The organism is Parasphingorhabdus pacifica (assembly GCF_054779195.1).
Map to the genome: position 1 here is coordinate 160560 of NZ_BAAGYS010000010.1, position 18640 is coordinate 179199.

The window sequence follows — 18640 nt, forward strand, 5'->3', positions numbered from 1 at the left end:
AGCCGAGAGCCGGCCCCACTTCCGATAGCCGACCGTTCGCTCTCACGCCCGCATGATGCGCCGGGTCTCGGCGAGAACCTCTCGGGTGTGTGGGTGGTCGCCGAGCCGGGTGGCCATGGTGGCCACGGCGAGGTCGGGCGGCAGTGCTGCGGAGAACTTGAGTCCGCTGACCGCGTTGGCGCTCACAGCCGGGTCGCGCACGGTAACCTCCGACATGGCAGCGCTGATTTCCCGGCTGTCCAGGTCAGGCAGCAGTCGCAGCGAGCGGTCGCCGATACGCTGGCGTGGGTCGATGATCTCCGGCAGGGACGCTTGCAGGGTCCGGTTCACCGCACTGCCGGCCCACGTCCACCACCGGAATTCCCCGCTGTCGGTCTCACGGAACAAGAGAGAGTCCTGACTGACATGGACGGCCTGCTCATCCCGGAGACCGTCGAGGACCTTCTCCGCCCGACGCGTCAGCGTGACTCCGGCCGGGTTCGTCCCGAGTAGCACAGTACGTATTCCACGCGTCAGCGCAAAGGACAACCCAACGCCCCCACTGGTCCATTTCGCCCGTCCCGTCAGGTCGCTCGGCTCAACCCAACAGCGACGTCGTGCCCAGTCGACGTGGTTGACCTGCCAGGCACGCCCGGACAGTAGCAGCACCCTCGGCCCGTCGGTCTCTTCCACCAAGAGTTCGTCGCCGATGGTGCCCACCTCTTCACGCCCGTGCAGCACAGTGAACTCGGGCGGCGCACTGAATACCGCCGTGAGGTCGGAGAAGTAGCGGCGCCCGAACTTTCGTTCGGCTTCCGGACCGATGAACAGGAAATCGCCGTCGGCTTCGAAGTAGCCCTCGCTGCGGAGGAAATCCATGATTTCCGTGGCATGTTCGTCGAACAGGGGAAGATCGCCCCACCAGTCCCGCCAGGTATTGGCGCCGACGCAATGTTCCTGCAGGCACAGCGCCAGGAGTTGCTGAGCGGCGATGTGCCGCGGGGATGGTGGTGGGGTAATCGGTTCGACCCACCCGGCTGACCATCGTTCCAACAATCCTGCGGCGTGCAACAGGGAGTCTTCGTCCAGGCACAGGAACAGACAGTTGCGGCTGGCGTCGGCCCGTCGACCGGTCCGTCCGAGTCGCTGCAGAAACGAAGCCACGGTACGCGGGGCGCCGAGCTGAATGACTCGGTCCAAATCTCCGACATCAACGCCGAGTTCCAGTGTGGACGTTGCCACGATCACGGTGTCGGTCGACTCCGCGAAGGCTTCCTCCGAACGCCGGCGCTCCGAGGCCGACAGCGACGAATGTGACAGGAATGTGGTCACACCGTGCGCGCGCAGTGCCGCGCCCAGTTCTTCGGCGCGGCGCCTGCTGTCGACGAAAACCAGCCGCTTCTCCCCCTCGTGCAGGGAGGCGATTACTTTTGCTGCGTTGGGAACGGAGCCCACGTAGTCGAGAGTGACGTCCGCATCCGGGACACCCGCCGCCACAGCCGGCTGGACCACCCGCCGAGGGCACGACTGCTGCGTACCTTGCAACCAACTCACCAGCTCGCCAGGGTTGCCGACGGTCGCCGACAGCCCGATGCGTTGCAGAGGCCGACCGATGAGCCGGGACAGCCGTTCGAGCAGAGCCAGCAGGTGCCAGCCCCGATCGTCTCCGGCGAACGCGTGTACCTCGTCGACCACTACTGTCTGCAGGCCCGCGAACAGCACTCGCGGGTCCACTTTGGTCGACACGAGCATGGCCTCGACCGATTCGGGGGTAGTGAGCAGGATGTCGGGACGCTCCCGCAGCACGCGAGCACGCGCAGACTGCCCGACATCGCCGTGCCACAGCGCCACGGACCGCCCCAACCAGGCCGCATAGGACGACAGCCGAGGTTCCAAGTTGTTGAGCAAGGCCCGCAGCGGGCAAATGTAGAGCACCGAGACACCCTGCCAATTCTCGTTCGCCATCCGCGTGAGCAGCGGCAACGTGGCCGCCTCGGTTTTTCCTCCGGCGGTCGGGGCGAGCAGCAGGCAATCTTCTCCGGTCAGCACCGGGTGGACCGCCTCGGCCTGCAACGGGCGCAGCCCGGGCCAGCGCAGCGTGTTGGCCAGGTGGTACTGCACCGCCGGGTGCAGGGCGGCGAACGCGTCGACATCGCCCCCGTCAGACATCGAGCTCGATATCGTCGGCCGAACGGTGGGCAGCCTCCCGCTCGGCGTCGTTGAGCTCCGCCGACGAGATTTTCATTTCGTAGTCGGTGTGTGGATCGAAGTCGGGATACAACTCGATGGTGTCGAGGACATCGACCAACTTGCGCAGGAACAACCGGGGCGCGGTACCGACGCGCCCACCGAGCCCGCCCGCCACCGAGGACGCGAAGTCACGGAGGAATTCATCGTCGGCAGTGCGCAGTACCCGTTCGGAGTCCTCCAGTGTTGCCACGAAGAGATCCCGCACGCGGGTACCGAGCTCGACGAGCTTGTCCAGATCGAAACCGGTCAGCCGTAGTTGGGGAGCACGCGGGTTGTCGAACCGCGGGCTGCGGGAAAAGTCGGTGTGCAGCCGGTCGGCCAGGGGCGGCAGCAACTGGATGCCCTGTCGCCCCTCGAAGAAAGCCGGAGTGCCCGTAATCAGCAGGTAAAGCCCGGGAAAGTGCCCGTCGTGGATCTCGTCGATGAGCTGCCGCAGGGCGTTGAGTGCCTTGGCACGCGCATCGCTGCGCACCCGCTGCAGTGTTTCCACCTCGTCGAACACCAGAAGCAACCCGGGATGGCCGGCATCGCGCAGAATGGCCAGCAGTCCCTTGAGGAATCCCAGGGCCAGGAAGTGGTCGAGGTCGCCCTTGATGCCCGCGGTGCGCTTGACGCTCGCGGCGACGTGTGGTTGGCCGCCCAGCCACGCCACCAAGCCGTCGGCGGCATCGTGGTCGCCGGCCTCCACCAGCCGCCGATAGGCGCGGATGGCCATCGGGAAGACCGGGGCCCTGGCGGCGACCTCGGACAGTCGCTGCTCGAGCAAGGCCTCTACGGCCGCATCGGAGACCTCACCGTCATCACCGGCAGCGTCGGACTCCACGGTGAACAACCAGGAGTCCAGGATAGGGCGCAGCGCACTGGGCGGCATGGTGTCGGTGCGCAGTGACTCGATGGTGCGCCGATACACCGTTTCCAGCCGGTGCAGCGGTGTGTCGATCTCGTTAATCTGCACCTCGGCCGCCGCGAACCCCTTCTTCAGCGCTCGGTCACCGAGCCACCGCGAAAAGAAGGTCTTTCCGGCGCCGTACTCCCCGCGCACGGCCTTGAACACCGCGCCCCCACCGGCCACACCGGTCAGCTCGGAATCCAGCTCGCGGTCGAACCCGTCCAGTCCGACGGCTAGCTGGTCGAAGCCGTTGGCCGGGACGGTGCCGCGCCGCAGCGCGTCGAGCACCTCCCGTCGCCTGCGTGGCGACACCGCCGCACTCACGCGCTCACCCCGAACTGCTCGCGCAACATCGCCTCGTCGAGCACGACATCGGCGGATTCCTGCTCGTAATCGAGCACCACATAACCTTCGACGTCGAGGACGCGCTTGAGCAGTGGCAACGCACCTCGCAGCCGGTTGGGGGCGACGCCCAGCTCGCCGGCGGCCTGCTGTGCGGAAATCCGTCGGCCCGGTGCGCTCAGCAGCGCGGTGAGCAGGGCGGTGATCTTGTCATTCCGAACGGGCACGCGCCCGGCGATGGATCGCTGCTGGGCGAAGGTCGCCGAGCTCGTCACGGCCCGGGCGAGTTTGGCCGCAGCGGTCTCGGCTGGGGACTTCGCTGCTTCGGCTGGGGCTTTCACCCGCTCGGGCGGAGCAGGTTCACTGATCTCGAAAAGTCCCTCACCATAGTTGGGATCCTGCCGTTCCTGCACAGTCGACTTCGGCTCCTCGGGCTCCACGCGGACAGCGGTACTCACCGGTATGTCACCCGCCGATGTGGGCTGCCACCAGGCGGGCTCGACGTTGCCCATGGTCGTCAGTGCCGCATCGTCGGGGGCTTCGCCGGCGTGGAGCACCATGACCGGGACCACGACTTCGGCCGGTGATCCGCCCCCGTGGTAACCGGCGTTGAGCGGGCCGTAGCGCACGCGTTCATTCACCGCGAGCACTGCCTTACCCTCACCGGTCAGCACACGAGTTCCGCTCACCCGCACTTCGTCCGCGGCGACCGGGCCTTGGTCCGCGCGGGCGCGCGAACCGTGGGTGGCCTCGTGCTTGCGCAGCTCACCGTCGCGACGCTCGATGACATGGCCGTGGTCCGATGTGATGATCACCGTGCGGCCGGCGCGCCGCGCCGCCTCCAGCAGCGGCCGGAGATGGCGGATGGTCTGCAGTGTCCAATCAGTACCGCCGGGGTCGGTGTGGTGCAGCATGTCATCCACCGTGTTGAGCACCGCCGCGACGAGTGGCCGGTTGTCCGTGTCGGCGATCGCGGTCTGGATCTGCGGCGCGAGAGCCTGACCGTGCGGTGCCGTGTCGAGCTCTTTTTTATGGAACAGCGGCACGCCGGCCCTGTCACCGGCATCTGACGGCGCTCCGAGCCGCATGGCCTTCAGCAGTTCGGCAAAACCGCGCCGCTCGGCATCCTCGGAGCCTTGCCGCAGCTCGCCGGACAGCAGCGAACAGCGGCTGAACTCGGTCAGCGTCGGCAACACGGCCAGCGCGCCCGCACGGCGGGTTTGTCCCGGCACGGCGTACTCGACCCAGCCGATCCGGGCTGCATCGGCGATCAGATCGGCGGCAACAGCGACACTGAGTCCGTCAATCACCAGCATCAGCGCGGGCTGCTGCTTGGCCAGCGGGGCCGCGACCTCGGGCAGCACCCGCTCCACGGTGAGTTGGTCGGGCTCCTCCCTGGCGGCGAGCGCGGCGCCGAAAGCACGATCGTGGCGGTCCCGGCGCAGGCGGGACAGTTCCAGAATCGAGCCGAGTACTCCGGCCAGGCCGGCGTCGGCGGTCCCTCGGATCACATCGTTGATGGCCGAGTCCACCCAGGCATCAACGCTGACTTGACGCTCAACGAGGGTCGACAGATCACCGGCGGCGGTCACCTCGCCGGCCAGCCATCGCACGAGGCGGATGCCGGCTGCGAACGCGCGCGCCGTGTCGTCGGACTTCACCAGCTGGTGCTTGCAGACCCGGTTCCACGTCTGTTCCACGGCAGCCAGGTTCGCGGTGACCAGCGGGGCGTCGAACGCGGCGTCCGAACCGGAATCCGAGGCGGCCACATCGCCGGGAGTGGGAAGCACGCTGCGGATTTCCCCGGCGAGATCGGCCAGTCGGGCCTGCAGCCCGGCGGGAAGCAACTCGGACGTCTCGGCCAGCTCGCTGATCTCGAGCTCGCGCAGGCGGACGGTGGCGGTCTCGAGCACGCGCCGCGCCACATCCTCCGGCAACGTCTGGGTCGTCAGTCCGGCAGCGTCCGCGTGCCAGGCCTTGAGTACTGCCGGGCGCAGGCGTCCGAGCCGGTAAGTGCCTTCGAAATGGCCCACGGCGCGAGCCACAGCGGGATCGTCCGAACTGAGCAGGCCTGCGATGAGACCGAGCGGCACCAGGTCGAAGACCCGGCCCTCCCGCAGCAGAGTCCGGACCGGACCAGCCGCCAACCCGCAACGCTCCGCGAGCCAGTCGATCACCGAGTCGGTCAGCGAATCCCCCACCGCCGCACGCAGATCCGCCAGTGCGGCCGGCGACGACGGGTTCAGGCTCCATTCCAGCACCGCCGTGACGTCGACCTCCACCCCACGCTCGACGAGCTGGAGCTGGGCGCGCACGACCGCGTCGAGTGCGTGGTCGCGGGTGAGTACCCCGCCCGGTGCGGGGGGCCAGCCGTCGAGCGGCATCGCCGCGAGCAGCCCGGTCGCCACGTCCCGATGCTTGGTGTGCTGGTAGAGGGCGGGATCGAGACTGGCGGCGGCGAATCGCTGCTGCACGGCCTGCCACGGGTCCGGGGTGCGCAGCCGGTTCCAGACCAGGTGTGTGAGTGCCCCACCGCCGAGGTCGCCGACGTCGCGCGGGGTCAGCAGCACCAACCATCCGTCGCCGCCCCGCTCGCGCAGTGCTTCCCACACCGCCAAGGTGGACGGGCAGGTCGCAACCTGCACTCCCTGGCCGGCATGCACGAAACGTTCCGGACCGTCCCAGTTCGGCGCGGCCTGCACGCCGAGCACGCCACCGTCGTAGCCCTTGGCAATGGCTTCGTCCAGCAGGGCACGCACGACAGGTTGGCTGGCATTCATGAGTGTGTGCCCGTCGGCGGTCGTGGTCATTCCACCCACCATTGCACGTGAATGCGGCCGTGGTGGTGTTCGGCCAGCAACCGCTTCAGCTCGCTCTCCACCACGGACACCTCGCTGCTCGAAGTGAGGGTGATCCGGTCACGGACAGCAGTGTCCACAGCCGGCTCGTCCGCGTTCTCGCCGGCTTCGTCCGCGCCGACACTCGCAGCCTCGCCCGGTGCAGCCCCGGCAGGCGCGGGCGCGGGTGCTGGTGCGGGCGCAGGCGCGGGGGGTGCCGGAGGCGCGGTGCTCGTGCGGCCGGCCGAGAGCCAGTCGAACGTCTCGTCCTCGGCTCTGTGCAAGGCATCCGGCAACCGGGCCGCCAGCTCATTACTGGTCACCGCGCCCTGGAGCTTCCGCAGAACGCTGCGGGCCTGCCGGGAATGGTCATCACCACCGGTCTCGGCAGCCGAGAGCACCGGTTGCAGTCGGCTCCACTGAAAGGCGTGCAGGGCGCGCGCGGTGCTCTGAGCATCGGCCAGGGAAGCACCCACCGCCTGCAGTGAGGCGCTGAACTGCACCTGCGCGACCTTCTCGATCAGCTTCACCCGGTTCGAAGTTCGGGACGCGTCGGTGACGAACCGCGCGGCCTCTTCGGCGGTGGTCAGCCGGTCGTCGACGGTGCGCTCGGCACCGAGCCTGCGGTAGGCCTCCTGCAGCTCGGTGACCAGGAATTCGGCAGCCTTGACCCGCTCGGTGGCCGTCTGGCGCAGCTTCTCGCTGAACTCACCGACGTTGGCTCCGGTGAGGTACGGGTTCCCGACGATCCCGAACAGGTGCCCGGCCTTGTCGAGCGCGGCGTGCCAGTCCTCCTGCGCAGGCAGCGGTTCCGGGCGCAGCTCGTGGTGGTCTTTGAGCTTGCCCAGTGGCGGCATCGGGATGGCGGTGTTGGCCTCGTACCAGGCGCGCTTGTGCAGCAGGCCCCATGCGCTGATAACCAGGTCACACACGTCGGTGCGCAGCCCCCACTTGGGGGTCAGGTCCTCCACCCAGCGGCGCAGTTGCTGGACGGTGACCGCAGCGTGCTGGTCGAGACCGGCTTTGGCCATTCCACGGTCGAGCTCACCGGCCCAGAAGGCGACGGTGTCGTCGCCGAACAGGTAGTGCGTCTCGGTCGTCTGGCCCAGCCGCAGCGGACCGGTGATCCGGCGCAGCGTCTGCCGATCCGCCGAGGCCACCGGCACGCGCCCGTCGGGGTCGGTGGCGGCCTTCTCCGCGTACTCCCGCACCGTCTCGAGCTGTTTGGTGGTGATCTCGGTGTTGGACGGTTCGAAGTCCGGGTGCGACGGGTAGCTGGAGCGATACGCCTGGTCGATGAGGTTGACAAAGGCCGACCCCAGGTCTGTGCCCACCGGTTCGGCGGGGCTGAACTCGCGGTTGAGCGAGATGAGCACCTGCGTGTGCCCGGCATCCTCGACCAGGTTGTTCGCCTCGGCTGCTGCCGCCCCGTAGGCCTGCTGCAGCACCCGCGTGATGCGTTCCTTCAAACTCCCGTGCTGGTTTTCCAGGATGACGCGCGCCTGCGCTCGGTCGGTTTCCGAGAGGTGGTCGGAATTGTTCTGCCAGCGCTCGCCCGGGCCGGTGAACAGCCAGTCCAGTTTCACCAGCCGGATGAGATCGCGCTGCACCTCGGCGGTGAGGAAGTACGGCAACCACACCACGGTGTTGGCGTACTTGCCGGCTTGCAGCATCTTGTCGAGGCGGGCGATGTCGTCGGCGGCCGAGTGACCCTCTTCGTCAAAGGGGTAGTCGACGATGAACCGCCACGTGCCGGGGCGGGCCTGGAAGTGCTCGTCGGTCAGCCAGGTCGCATCGCGCACGTTGCCGAACACCACGTCGACCTCGCGGCGGGATCCCTTCCAGATCACCGTGCGGGTGGCAGCGCCACCGATGTCGCTGGTGTTGGGGTCGACTCCGAGCGCCTCGTGCACGATCTTCTTGACCATCTGTCGGCGCCGGCCGGGGTTGTCCTCACTCTTGACGCGATCGATAACCGTCTCGTAGTCCACTTCGGACAACTGGACGCGGATGACCGGGTCGCTCGATTCCCCGGACGTCTGAATCTCGGGGACTTCTTTCTTCCACGTGTTGATCGCCGCCATCACCAGCCGCGCCTCGTTGCCCGGCAACGGGGAGAGGATCGACCCGTGGTTCAGCGACGCCAGCCGCGACGCCGTCAGCTCCTTGAGCGCCGGAACGCCGGACGCGACCGCCGACAGCAGCAGCGTTTTGGCGAGGCGTTCCTGACTGCGAAAACCCTGCGGCACCGATGACGGGTCTTGCTCGATCTGCTGCTGACTGACCCCGTGTTCCCGCAACAGGACCGGTTTGAGTTTCTCCTCGTACAGCGAAGTGGCGGCCCGGAACATGTTGGCCGCGTGATTGTCCAACGCCTGCTTGCCGTTGACGATGTGGTCGAAGGCATCCCCAACCGGGATCACATCATCCACAGTGAACGTGTCGCGGCGGTCCACCAGCATCTGCTGCATGACCTTCAGCGCGGTGCGCTCGCGTTGCATCACGCTGGCCAGCGCGCGCAGCGTGGACACCAGCGCCGGGGAGAACGGGTAGGTCAGCCGGAACTCGGCCTCCGAAGCACCCCGGTGCTGCTCGTCGGTGTTGACGCCGTCCAGCAGCACGTCCCACACCTCGGGGCGGCGCTCCAGGCCGTCGAAAGCGTCCTTGAGCGTGTCCCCCGCCCGGTCGTCGAGGGGTTGCAGCAGCCGCTGGTGGGCCACCTGCGGCAGGTTGTCATCGCCCAGTTCGATGGTGCTGAACCGGCCTTCCTGGTGCCGGAACGCCCGGTCCAGGGCTTCCTGCTCCGCACCGGAGGCACCCGCGTCGGCGAACCACTTGCGCAGGTCCATCTGGCGCGAGATGAACGAGACAACCGGCACGGCCCGGCCCGAACCGGCCGATTCCACCAGCTTGGTGATCTTCTGCGTTTCCTTGCGGAAGAACTCGCTGTCCCGCACGGAAAACGCCAGCCACAGCACCAGCTCGTCGAGGAACAGCACGATCCCGTCGTAGCCGAGCGCCTTGGCATGCCGGGAGATCGCCGAGAGTCCGGTGTCGAGATCGACGTAGGAGGCGAACTGGGTGTAGGCCCGGAAGTAGGTCTGGGTCAGCGCGGTGACGAGGCTCTGGCGCTGCTCGGTGTCCGGTCCTGCCGCGCGGGCTGCCGCATACGATTCGGCGCTCCACGTCCCCTTGCCCAATAAACTGGACCACGGATCGTCCGAATCGCCCGACGCGCCACCGTTGAGTCCCGCGAAGAACGCCTCGTCCCCCATCCGCTGGCGGGTGTTTTCCGCGTCGACGAGGAGCGTGTCGCTGGTGTGCACCGCGGGCACCGGCGCATCCGGGTGAAACTGGGCCACCTGCTGCAGGTAGCCGCCGAGGATGGCTTCTTCCAGTGAGTTCGCGCCCAGCAGGTGGTAGGTCAGTCGCAGGAGGTTCTTGTCGCGCAGCGTCCGATCGTGTTTGGCGATCGTCGGCTGCAGGTCGGCCACGTTGCGCGCGACCGGCTCGTGGCCGAGCAGGGCGTGCAGCACGGCCATGAAGTGGCTCTTACCCGAACCGAACGAGCCGGTCAGGAACGCCCCGCGGCTCTTGTCGTTGCTCAGGGCGTCGGCGACCAGGGCGAGCGCGTCGTCGAAGTTCTCGGCCAGCGAGGGCGTGACGACGTACTCGGCCAGGGTCTGTTGGATGTGCGAAGCTTCGGTGCTCTCGGCGAGCCGCAGCACGTAGTCCTCACTGCCGGCTCGCTCCGGGATACCGATGACATCGCGCAGCAACGCGCTCATGCTGTGCCCCCTTGATTCGTCTGCGCCTTCGTCGCCGCGCCCTTGCGCCGCCCGCGTGCCGGTACCTCCGGCCGCCACGCCGCGAGTTCTTCGATGGTCTTGCCGACGCGCTGCCTGCGAGAGGCCAGCTCTTCGTCGACGATGGCGGACAGGCTCACACCGTAGGTCGGGTCGATCTCGCCGTGCCACTGCTGCACCCACGGCTGCACCTCGGCCAGCCCGGCCACCAGCGGCACCATCCGCTCGTCGGACAAGCCTTCCTGCTCACGCTCGTTCATGATGGTCGCCAGCGCCAACGCCCGCTGCGCATAGTCCCAGCCCGCCCAACCGAGCAGTGGGCTCGCATCGGTCTCCCGGCCCGCGTCCGGGTACAGGATGAACCGCTCCTTGGGCACGTCGAGCTTGCCGCGATGCTGCCAGTAGGACTGCTTGACGAAGTCGGCCGGCTTGTACTTCGGCGGCACCGGGATCGGTTTGTCCAGCGCCTCCCCGGCGTCCTCCTTGCGCTGCAGTCGCCAGGTCTCCTCCCAGGCCGCGCGCGTGTCCAGGCCGGACTCCTTGTAGCGGTAGGCGGCCAGGAACGGCACGGCCTGATCGGCCAGCAGCTCCTGCAAGCTGGTGGCCACCGGGACGTCCGGACGTCCCGCCCACAGCGCCAGCACGCTGACGAACTCCTCGTCGCGGCCGACCTGGTCAGCGAGTTGCGCGACGCTGCGCGGCCGCGGACGGCCCTGCCGGTCGAACCACAGCGCTTGGTCCTCCAGCTTGTCCAGCAGCCAATCCTTCAGCGCCGCCTGCATCCGCTTGCCCCACGGCTCGATCGACCAGCGCCGCTTGTGCTCGGGCTTTTCCAGCAGCCGGATGTTCTTGTTGCTCTCGATCACGTCGAGCCTGCGCTGCACTAGATCGCGGTAATCATCCAGCCAGTGTGTAGGGATAGCAGTGATCGGCGTGGAACCGTGGCGGTCGAACCAAGCTGTGTCTTCCCCGTCTCGCATCGCGCGCGCCAGGACGATCTCGAAGGCCCGTTCCCCCAGCGTCAACCCGGGAAGCTCACCGGAGTAGGTCAGGTCCTCGTCAATGAGGTCGTAGAGCCGGTAGACCTCCCAGTCCAGCTCCTCCTGCACGGCAATCATCTGTGCCCGAATGCGTTCGTGCTCGACATGCGCGACGTCGAGTGCCTCCCGCGTCGGTGGGCCGACCTCCGCAACAGCCTCTGGAGTGTGCCGGACGAGTTCCTGGGCAAGCGTGTCAAGCTGACGAGCACGGCTGAGCGGTAGATCTACAGGCAGCGGGAAGTCCTTCAGCGTCGTACCTGTGAACTCGTATCGATCGCTCCATGCCGACCCGCTAACACGTGCACCCTCGTCTCCCATCGGGTCGCCACCCTTCGGGTAGCTGTTCTGCTTAAGCCAGAAGCAGGCCACCGAGGAGTTCAGCACCCCCAGCAACTCCAGATGCTCGTTCTCCGTCGCCCCCTCCGGCAACTTGATCACCGGCGCCGTGCGAATAAACAGAGTTTTGGGCGGCACACGTGAAAAATGCTGATGTGTTGCCACAAAAGGAAAAGAAATGCCCGCCCGAGTGTCCCAGCGATCAGGATGAAAATCCGAAAATGAAAACCACGGCAGGCCACGCTCCAAAGGTGTGCCACCAAGAGCCCGTCTATCATTTAGCATTTGCTTATGACGCCACAGATGTTTTCTTAGAGTCTCGCCTAAAACGCTTTCTGTGCCATCTGAGCTATAAGGAAAAAAGCTTCGCACCTCGCAGGTTACCCCCCAGTCACGGACATTCTGGCCACCAGCAACAGGAACAGAATAATCCGAGTCGCACATGCGGATCGCAGTTGCCGGATCAACAAAATATGCGTCATCCAACCTGGTGACTGCCATAAATCCGATCGTATCAGTTTTATGCTGAAGTTTTGATTTCCCGAACTTGTTCAGCTTACCAGTCAACTCAACAGCTCCACCGCCGGACAAACTCCACGGGTGCTGAGCAAGCAACTTTCGGTCCAAATCCGTAACAGTTACCCAATCGTTCTCAAATCCTGGCTCGCTCATGTGACCGACGATGCTGCTCCACACGACTCCCTTGGCGGCATCTTCGGGACGACCTGGCTCGCCGCGAACACCGAGCACGGCCCGCACGGTTTCGTCCAGCTTAGACTGATTCCGGCCCACCATGATCACGGTGGGCGTGCCGTGGCCAGGGATGTAGGCCCCCGAAGTATCGATCACCGCACGCAGATCCTTATTTGCCAAGAAATTCTTGATCAGCGGCGCGCCGAACTCGCGCTTCATGAAGGAATTCGAGGTGATCTGCCCGACCCAGCCCGGGCGGTCACCGCCCCGTGCGAGGTCGAAGAACAGCTCCATGAACGGCACCGTGAGCGCGTACGTTCCCTTGCAGTAGTGATACAACTTGCGGTACGTCGCGTTCTGTGCCTTGTCCTTGACGGTGATGTAAGGCGGGTTGCCGACGACCACGTCGTACCTGGTGTCCAGAATCTGCGTCAGCAACGCGGCATCCTCTGTCGCGAACGAGAATGGCTCCGCCTCGTCATCGGTGCGGAGTAACACCTCATCGAAGGTTCGCTGAATAGCACCGAAGTACAGTGAATCCCCCGCGGCGACCTTCGTACGGAAGTCCGGTGCCTTCTCCAATGATAGTTCGCCAGTAGCCTTGAGCGCCGCGACGAGCAACCGGAAGCGGGCGATGGCGACGGCGAACGGGTTGATGTCCACACCGTGCACGCCGTCGAGTGCCTTCTGCACCAAAGCACGCGAGTCCAGGTTCGGGGCGTGTTTGGACCAGCGGTCCAACAGGCGGCCGAATGCACCGAGCAGGAAGTGCCCGGATCCGCAGGTCGGGTCGATGACCGTGAAGCCGTCCAACGGCCGCTCGGCCAGCGCGGGCTCGAAGGTCTGATCGAGGATGAACTCCTCGACGAACTCCGGGGTCTGTAACAGCGCATAGGTCTTCTGCGCGAACTCGGACAGGTCCTGGTAGAGATCACCGAGGAACCGCGTGTCCAGGTCCGGGTTCACCTCCGGGCCGAACCGCCGCAGCAACTCACCCTCGGAGTTCGCCTCCCACCAGAACTCCAGCAGCCGCCGGGCCGCGTCGCCGGACGGCGCTACCTGGTGCAGCGGCGAGTACGCATCGACCAGCCCCGCCGTGGCACCGACCTGCGCGAAGTGCTCGACGATCCGGGTGAGCCAGTGCCGGTCGTTGTGCTCGGGATTCGTCTGGAAGTAGGCGCGCCGAGCATCCAGTGCTTCCTGGCGGCGTGCCCGCGTCGGCCCGGCGATCCAGACCTTCGAGACGAGCTCATTGTCCTCGCAGAACCGGGCGAACACGGTCAGCAGCACCCATGCGACCGCGGACTGCGTGACCCGCTCGTCGCGCCACGCCTGCCAGGAGGCGGCCGTGCGCTCGGCCTTCAGTGCGGCTTCGTACTCCGCGCGCCAGCGCTCGCCGACCCCGTCTTGCCTCGCGAACTCGTCAGTGCCGTCGACCCGCGCGCGCAGATCCTTTTCCAGCTCGGTGACCTGCTTACGCAGCTCGCCCACCAGCCCGGTCACCTTAGCCACCGCACACTCTCCTCATTACAAAAACTCTATTTCGCATGTCTTGATCAGAACCAGTGACTGAGCTGCCCCGGTTTACGCTGTCTCTGTCTGCTGCGCCGCACTGGGCTCGGCATCGTTTGACCCAGCACTGCTCGACTCGTCGCTGCTCGACTCGGCGCCGGCTTCGGCTTCCTGCGTCGCCAGCCAGTCGGCATCCAGCTCCACGAACTGCCCGTTCGACCCCAACTGCAGCGGCTTGCTGTCCACCAGCGCACCGCACATCCAGGACAGTTGCGGCAGGACCGCCCAGACCGCCCGTGCACGCCGCGCCGCAAGATCACTCCAGCGCGCCACCATGTTCAGGTGCCCGTATCGCGCCAGCGGGGACAGCTCGGTCAGGATCAACGGCCCGGCACCCGCGCGATCACCCTCGAAGACCTCCGCGTCGATGCGCTCGCCGATCGTCGGCAGCACGCGCTGCACCAGCGCATGCAGGCCCTGCGCATCGCGGCTGCCCTGCTGAGCGGCATCGGCGCTGCGAACCAACTCCCAGGGCAGCTTCGACTGCTCGGCGACAGCCTGCATCTCGTCGATGATCAGGCCGGTCACGTCGAGCACCGTGCCGCCATACCACAGCTCCAACGCGCGGGCGGCGCGATCGGACTCATCGGAGCGGCGCACCACGACCCCCAACGCCAGGAACGAGCGCGCCGAGAGGCTGCCGGACAGCGTCGAGCCCAAGTAGTCACCCCGACCGAGAGCGGCCTCGGTGCGCTCCGGCACCGTGCTCGCCACCCGGGACGGCAGACCCGTGGTGGCCGACCGCGCGGTGTGCGGGGCCCGGTAAGCACCGTCCTCGAAACGCAGCCCCACCCCCGAACGCTCCACAACCGCATCCAGCTCCGGGCGCGACGGAAGCGGAGCCAGCTGCGGGAACCTTGCCCGCACCCGCGCGGTCAACTCCTCCGGGGCGAGCACCGCCGCCTCGGCGAGCCCGGCCAGCGCCAACCGGACCGCCGTGGAGGCAGTCAGACCGCGCGCATGCAGCTCACCCCGCGCTGACAACGCGGTGTCCCGAGAAGCCTGCGCCGCCAGCCGCACCAGACGCAGATCCGTCATAGCAGGCGGATTCGCCTCCGCATCGGTCGAACCGGCGGCGAAAGCACGCACGAACTTCGTCCGCAGCTCCCGGGCAGCCCGCTGCTGCGTCACCAGAGACTCCCCAGCCGTGCCTGCCTGCGTGACCAGATCACTGGCCCGCTGGGCTGCAGCCTCCGCAGCATCCAGCAGCACCGGCTCCCTGGCCAGCAGCGCCAGCCGACCGTCGTGGCGCCGCTTGGCCAGCCGCTCCTCGTTCTCGGCCAGCTCATGCTCGTTGTAGCGGTCCAGCGCCAGCCGCAGCAGCCCGGCCGCCACCCGCTCACCCTGCTCCACCGACTCCCGAGGCAGTTCCGGCAAGGCGGCGAGGATCTCGCTGGTCAAGGTCTGCACGGTGGCGACCCCGCCGAGCGAGTTCAACGTGCGGCTGAGCAGCGCGACCAGTTGATCCAGCAACCTGCGCGGTGCGTCCTGTTTGGACCACGTGTCCTGCAGCTCCTTGATGAGCTGGTGACCGCGCGGGCCTGACTTGCCGACCGCCTTGGCCAGCTCGTGCTGAGCGGCGAACGCATCGAGACCCTCATCCAGCCCCAGGACGAGCCGCGCCGCCTTCTCCCGGCTCGTCGCACGCGGATACTTCGCTGTCGTGGCCAGCAACTGTGCGGCCGCGAGCGGATCGGCGAGGTTCGTCGGCTCGGCCTCGCGGCGGCGCCGCCCGGTCAATTGCGGGCCGAACTCCTTGCGCCACGCCTTGACGCGCTTGCGGATCTCCTCGGTGGTCGACTTGATCTCCTTGGCCAACAACCGGTTAAGCTGCACCGAGTCCAGCGACAACAGATCCGCGACCGTGCCCACGCTCGCCGGCTCCAGTGCGGAGATCGCCCGCGCGGACAGGCCCGCCTCAGCCAGGGTGCTCTCGACCGTGGCCGTGGCCACCTTCTCGTCCGTGTCGGCGCTGTAGCGCCCGAGCCCGCTAAAGACGGACTTCCACGCCTGACGCATGTCCTCAGCCGTATCCGGACGCCCGGCAACCTCACGGGCCAGCGCACTCCGGAAGAACGCCTCGAGATCATCGGCCACCGCCGGATCGAAAGCCGCACCATCGACCGTGATGTCGTCGGAGACGCTGGCCGGGTTCGCCTCCGGATCGGGGCCGTACTGCGGTAGCTTGCCCGCCGCCATCTCGTACAGGACAACGGCCGCGCCGTAACGCTCGGCTGCACTGTCGTAACTGGTCCGTTCCTTCTGCCCGAGGAACGGGTCCAGATACGGCGGGGTGCCCGCGCTCAGCGCGCGGCTCTCGGTGCCGGCCATCGAGAAGTCGAACAGGGTTAGGCGGGTCTCGGTCTTACCGACCTTGCGCACACCGAGGTTGGAGGGCTTGATGTCGCGGTGGTTGATGCCGGCGCGATCCAGCTCCACCAGCGCATCGAGCAGGTCGGTCCCCCACCTCTCCAGGAGGTCGAGGGACAGCCGCCCGCGCTTGGTGGCCAGCTCATCGGCCAGTGTCGAATCACCGGCATGCTGCAGCACCAGCGCAGTCCTGTTGCCGATGTTCGTCAGGTAGTTGAGCTGGGTGATGCGCTCGTGGTTGAGCTTGCCCAGCACTTGTGCCTCGGCAGCCAGCCGCTCAGCCGCCGCATCGTCCTTGGCGACCTTGAGCACCCGAATCGCGTCTCCCGCGCTCGCGTCGCGGGCCAGGATGCCGACCGCCGTCGATCCGGAACCGAGCTTGCGCAGGTAGGTGAACGTGCCCGCCAACTCCGTGCCGGGGCGAGCGTCCAGCGGATCTTCCTCGACCACGGTCGGCGTCGCAGAGGAAGCCGTCGCCTCTTCCAACCGCTCCAGGAACACCGCCACCGTCGGCGTGCGCTCCGACGGCCGGGGGGCTGTGGCAGTGAGCACCAGCGAGCGCAAGGCAGATGGGATCTGCGGCACCTCCGCCGACAGGTCGAGCCCCGAGTCGCGACGCAGCCGATCGACCAGCGTGCCCCGATCCTGCGCGGGCAGCGTCTGGTTCGTGAGGATGTAGAACGCGAGCGTGCCCAGCGCGAACACATCGAGGCGGATGCGGTCGGCATCGGGAGCCCACCGGCCCTCGGGTGCCTCGAAAAGCTGCTCCTCGTCGGTGAGGTCCGGCCCGACCGGGCTCACCGACAACTCGGCATCAGACAACCCGGTGTTGCTCAGACTGGTGTGGTTGGGCGAAGAGACACTGCCCGCCGCCTCCCAGTTCGCCACCGCGATCGAGATACCGCCACCGCTGCGCTCCCGCAACGACACCGCGGACGGCGTCAGCCCCCGATGCACCACCCGGTGGCGGTGCGCATAGTTCAGCGCTTCGGCAACCTCGCGGATGATCTCGAGCTGCTGATCCAAAGCCAGACCCTCGCCCCGGTCGGCGAACCACAGGTCCAGCCGGGTCAGGCGCTGGTCATCCTCGTAAACCAGGCCGACACCGAGCTCGTCTTTGATGATGTCGCGCGGGACCAGCAGGCTGTCGTGGTGCAGCCGGGACAGCAGCCGGTGCTCGTGCTCGATCCGGCGCTGCAACTGCCGCTCGTCAGCAGAGCTGCTGCCGGGTTTGGGGATGTAGAACCGGATGCGGTACCGGTCGGTGGTTGCGACCCGGTGGAACGCTGGCCAGTCCTGCCATCCGTCGCCATCGCCCAGCGGCTCGTCGTCGATGACCCACGAACCGACCTCCCGCTGACGTCGCTGCACCAGCCCGATCTTCTCCATCAACCCGCTCAGGATCCCCGAGTTGTTCTTCGAAATCGGCTTGTGCTTGGCCGGCGCCAGCAGAAGGTCGGAGATCGGTGCGAGTCCCGAGCTCTGCTCGTTGCCGTCGAGGCCATAGAGGCCCTGGCGGGAATGGCTGGGCAACTCGCAGGTGAAGTTCGGGTGGTGCAGGAATACCGACTCCTGAACGAATGGCACGTAGTCGCGCACGTCGACGTTGTGCACCCCCCGCTCGCGCAAATGTTCCTGCAGCCTGGCCTTGAGCAAGCTGGCGAAGTACTGGGCCTTGCGGCGTGCCAGCTTCAGCGGCGAGTCCTCTGCTGGGTGGCCGTCACGCAGCCACCGGTGGTCATCACCGCGCAACCGGCCGCTGTAGTACTTCAGCTCGACGAGATGCAGCGTGTCGCGGCCCAGCACCAGAAGATCGACCTCGTGCCACCGGCCGTGCGTGTCACGAAACTCGAAGTTCGACCAGGCACGGAACGGCTCAACGTCCGGCAGTAACTCCTTCGCCAAACGCAAGCCTTCGGCCTCGTGGGTGAACTGCGACGGGCTCACCTCGACCCAGCGACCTGACTGCACTCGTGCGCCCCCTTCTTGATCTTGCGAGTGCCTACCGTGCCACGTCGCCTCGGGTGTACACCCCCACCTTCGCAGCACTCCAAGTCAGCGTAACGCCGCGTTACCGCTTCGTGATCACCCGGAGGGTCCCTGGATGCAGGATTTGTGCTCGGCGCCACGGTGCATCCCACAAACTAGGTATTCGCCGTGGGTTGCGAGGAACACTCGACATCCATGGGTCTGCGATCCCGTATCCCCAACCACTGCCCCAAGCCGTTCAGAAGGTGCCACCAGCGGCTCACCGGCAACTGCTGGCGCCCCCCGGGAGGTCTTTGGTGAGGCAATCGTGCAGAGCGACGGTTGCGGGATTCAGTGTCCATGCCATCGGAAGCAGCCATTCCACGAGGTTGATGCTTGAAGGTTGCCCATCCTGTGGTTGTCGATACTCGCTCCAAGTCGTCAGCTATGATCGACACGCATGGCGTGGCGAGTTATCCTGATTCTCAGCAAGTGGTAGGTGGTCAAAAATATGGCAGCGAGAGAGTTCACCGCTAATGCATCGGTCCCGCATGGCCA

The 18640-nt window shown here is 66.8% G+C and carries 6 protein-coding genes; all 6 read right to left on the reverse strand.

The window, feature by feature from the left end; translation table 11 throughout:
* Positions 1–42: 42 nt before the first annotated feature.
* Positions 43–2148, reverse strand: a complete 2106-nt coding sequence (locus ACYVAN_RS16040; protein WP_460960358.1) for a DEAD/DEAH box helicase — start codon at positions 2146–2148, stop codon at positions 43–45.
* Positions 2141–3442, reverse strand: coding sequence for a BREX system ATP-binding protein BrxD (gene brxD, locus ACYVAN_RS16045; RefSeq protein ID WP_460960360.1), 1302 nt, complete (start codon positions 3440–3442; stop codon positions 2141–2143). Before brxD ends, ACYVAN_RS16040 begins: the two co-directional genes overlap by 8 nt.
* Positions 3439–6270 carry a BREX-2 system phosphatase PglZ gene (gene pglZ / locus ACYVAN_RS16050; RefSeq protein WP_460960362.1) on the reverse strand — a complete coding sequence of 944 codons (2832 nt, stop codon included), beginning with the start codon at positions 6268–6270 and terminating at the stop codon, positions 3439–3441. The genes brxD and pglZ overlap by 4 nt, the downstream gene beginning before the upstream one ends.
* Complete coding sequence (locus ACYVAN_RS16055) at positions 6267–10085, reverse strand: DUF6079 family protein (RefSeq protein WP_460960364.1); 3819 nt, start codon at positions 10083–10085, stop codon at positions 6267–6269. Before ACYVAN_RS16055 ends, pglZ begins: the two co-directional genes overlap by 4 nt.
* On the reverse strand, positions 10082–13684 hold the full coding sequence (pglX, locus tag ACYVAN_RS16060; RefSeq protein ID WP_460960365.1) for a BREX-2 system adenine-specific DNA-methyltransferase PglX: 3603 nt from the start codon (positions 13682–13684) through the stop codon (positions 10082–10084). Before pglX ends, ACYVAN_RS16055 begins: the two co-directional genes overlap by 4 nt.
* Before the next feature lie 72 nt (positions 13685–13756).
* Positions 13757–18163, reverse strand: a complete 4407-nt coding sequence (pglW, locus tag ACYVAN_RS16065; RefSeq protein WP_460960367.1) for a BREX system serine/threonine kinase PglW — start codon at positions 18161–18163, stop codon at positions 13757–13759.
* Positions 18164–18640: the final 477 nt, after the last annotated feature.

Bases quoted from the DNA above. Each gene is read 5' to 3' on its own strand.
- ACYVAN_RS16040 (WP_460960358.1), bottom strand. From the start codon at position 2,148: ATGTCTGACGGGGGCGATGTCGACGCGTTCGCCGCCCTGCACCCGGCG.
- pglZ (WP_460960362.1), bottom strand. From the start codon at position 6,270: ATGACCACGACCGCCGACGGGCACACACTCATGAATGCCAGCCAACCT.
- ACYVAN_RS16055 (WP_460960364.1), bottom strand. From the start codon at position 10,085: ATGAGCGCGTTGCTGCGCGATGTCATCGGTATCCCGGAGCGAGCCGGC.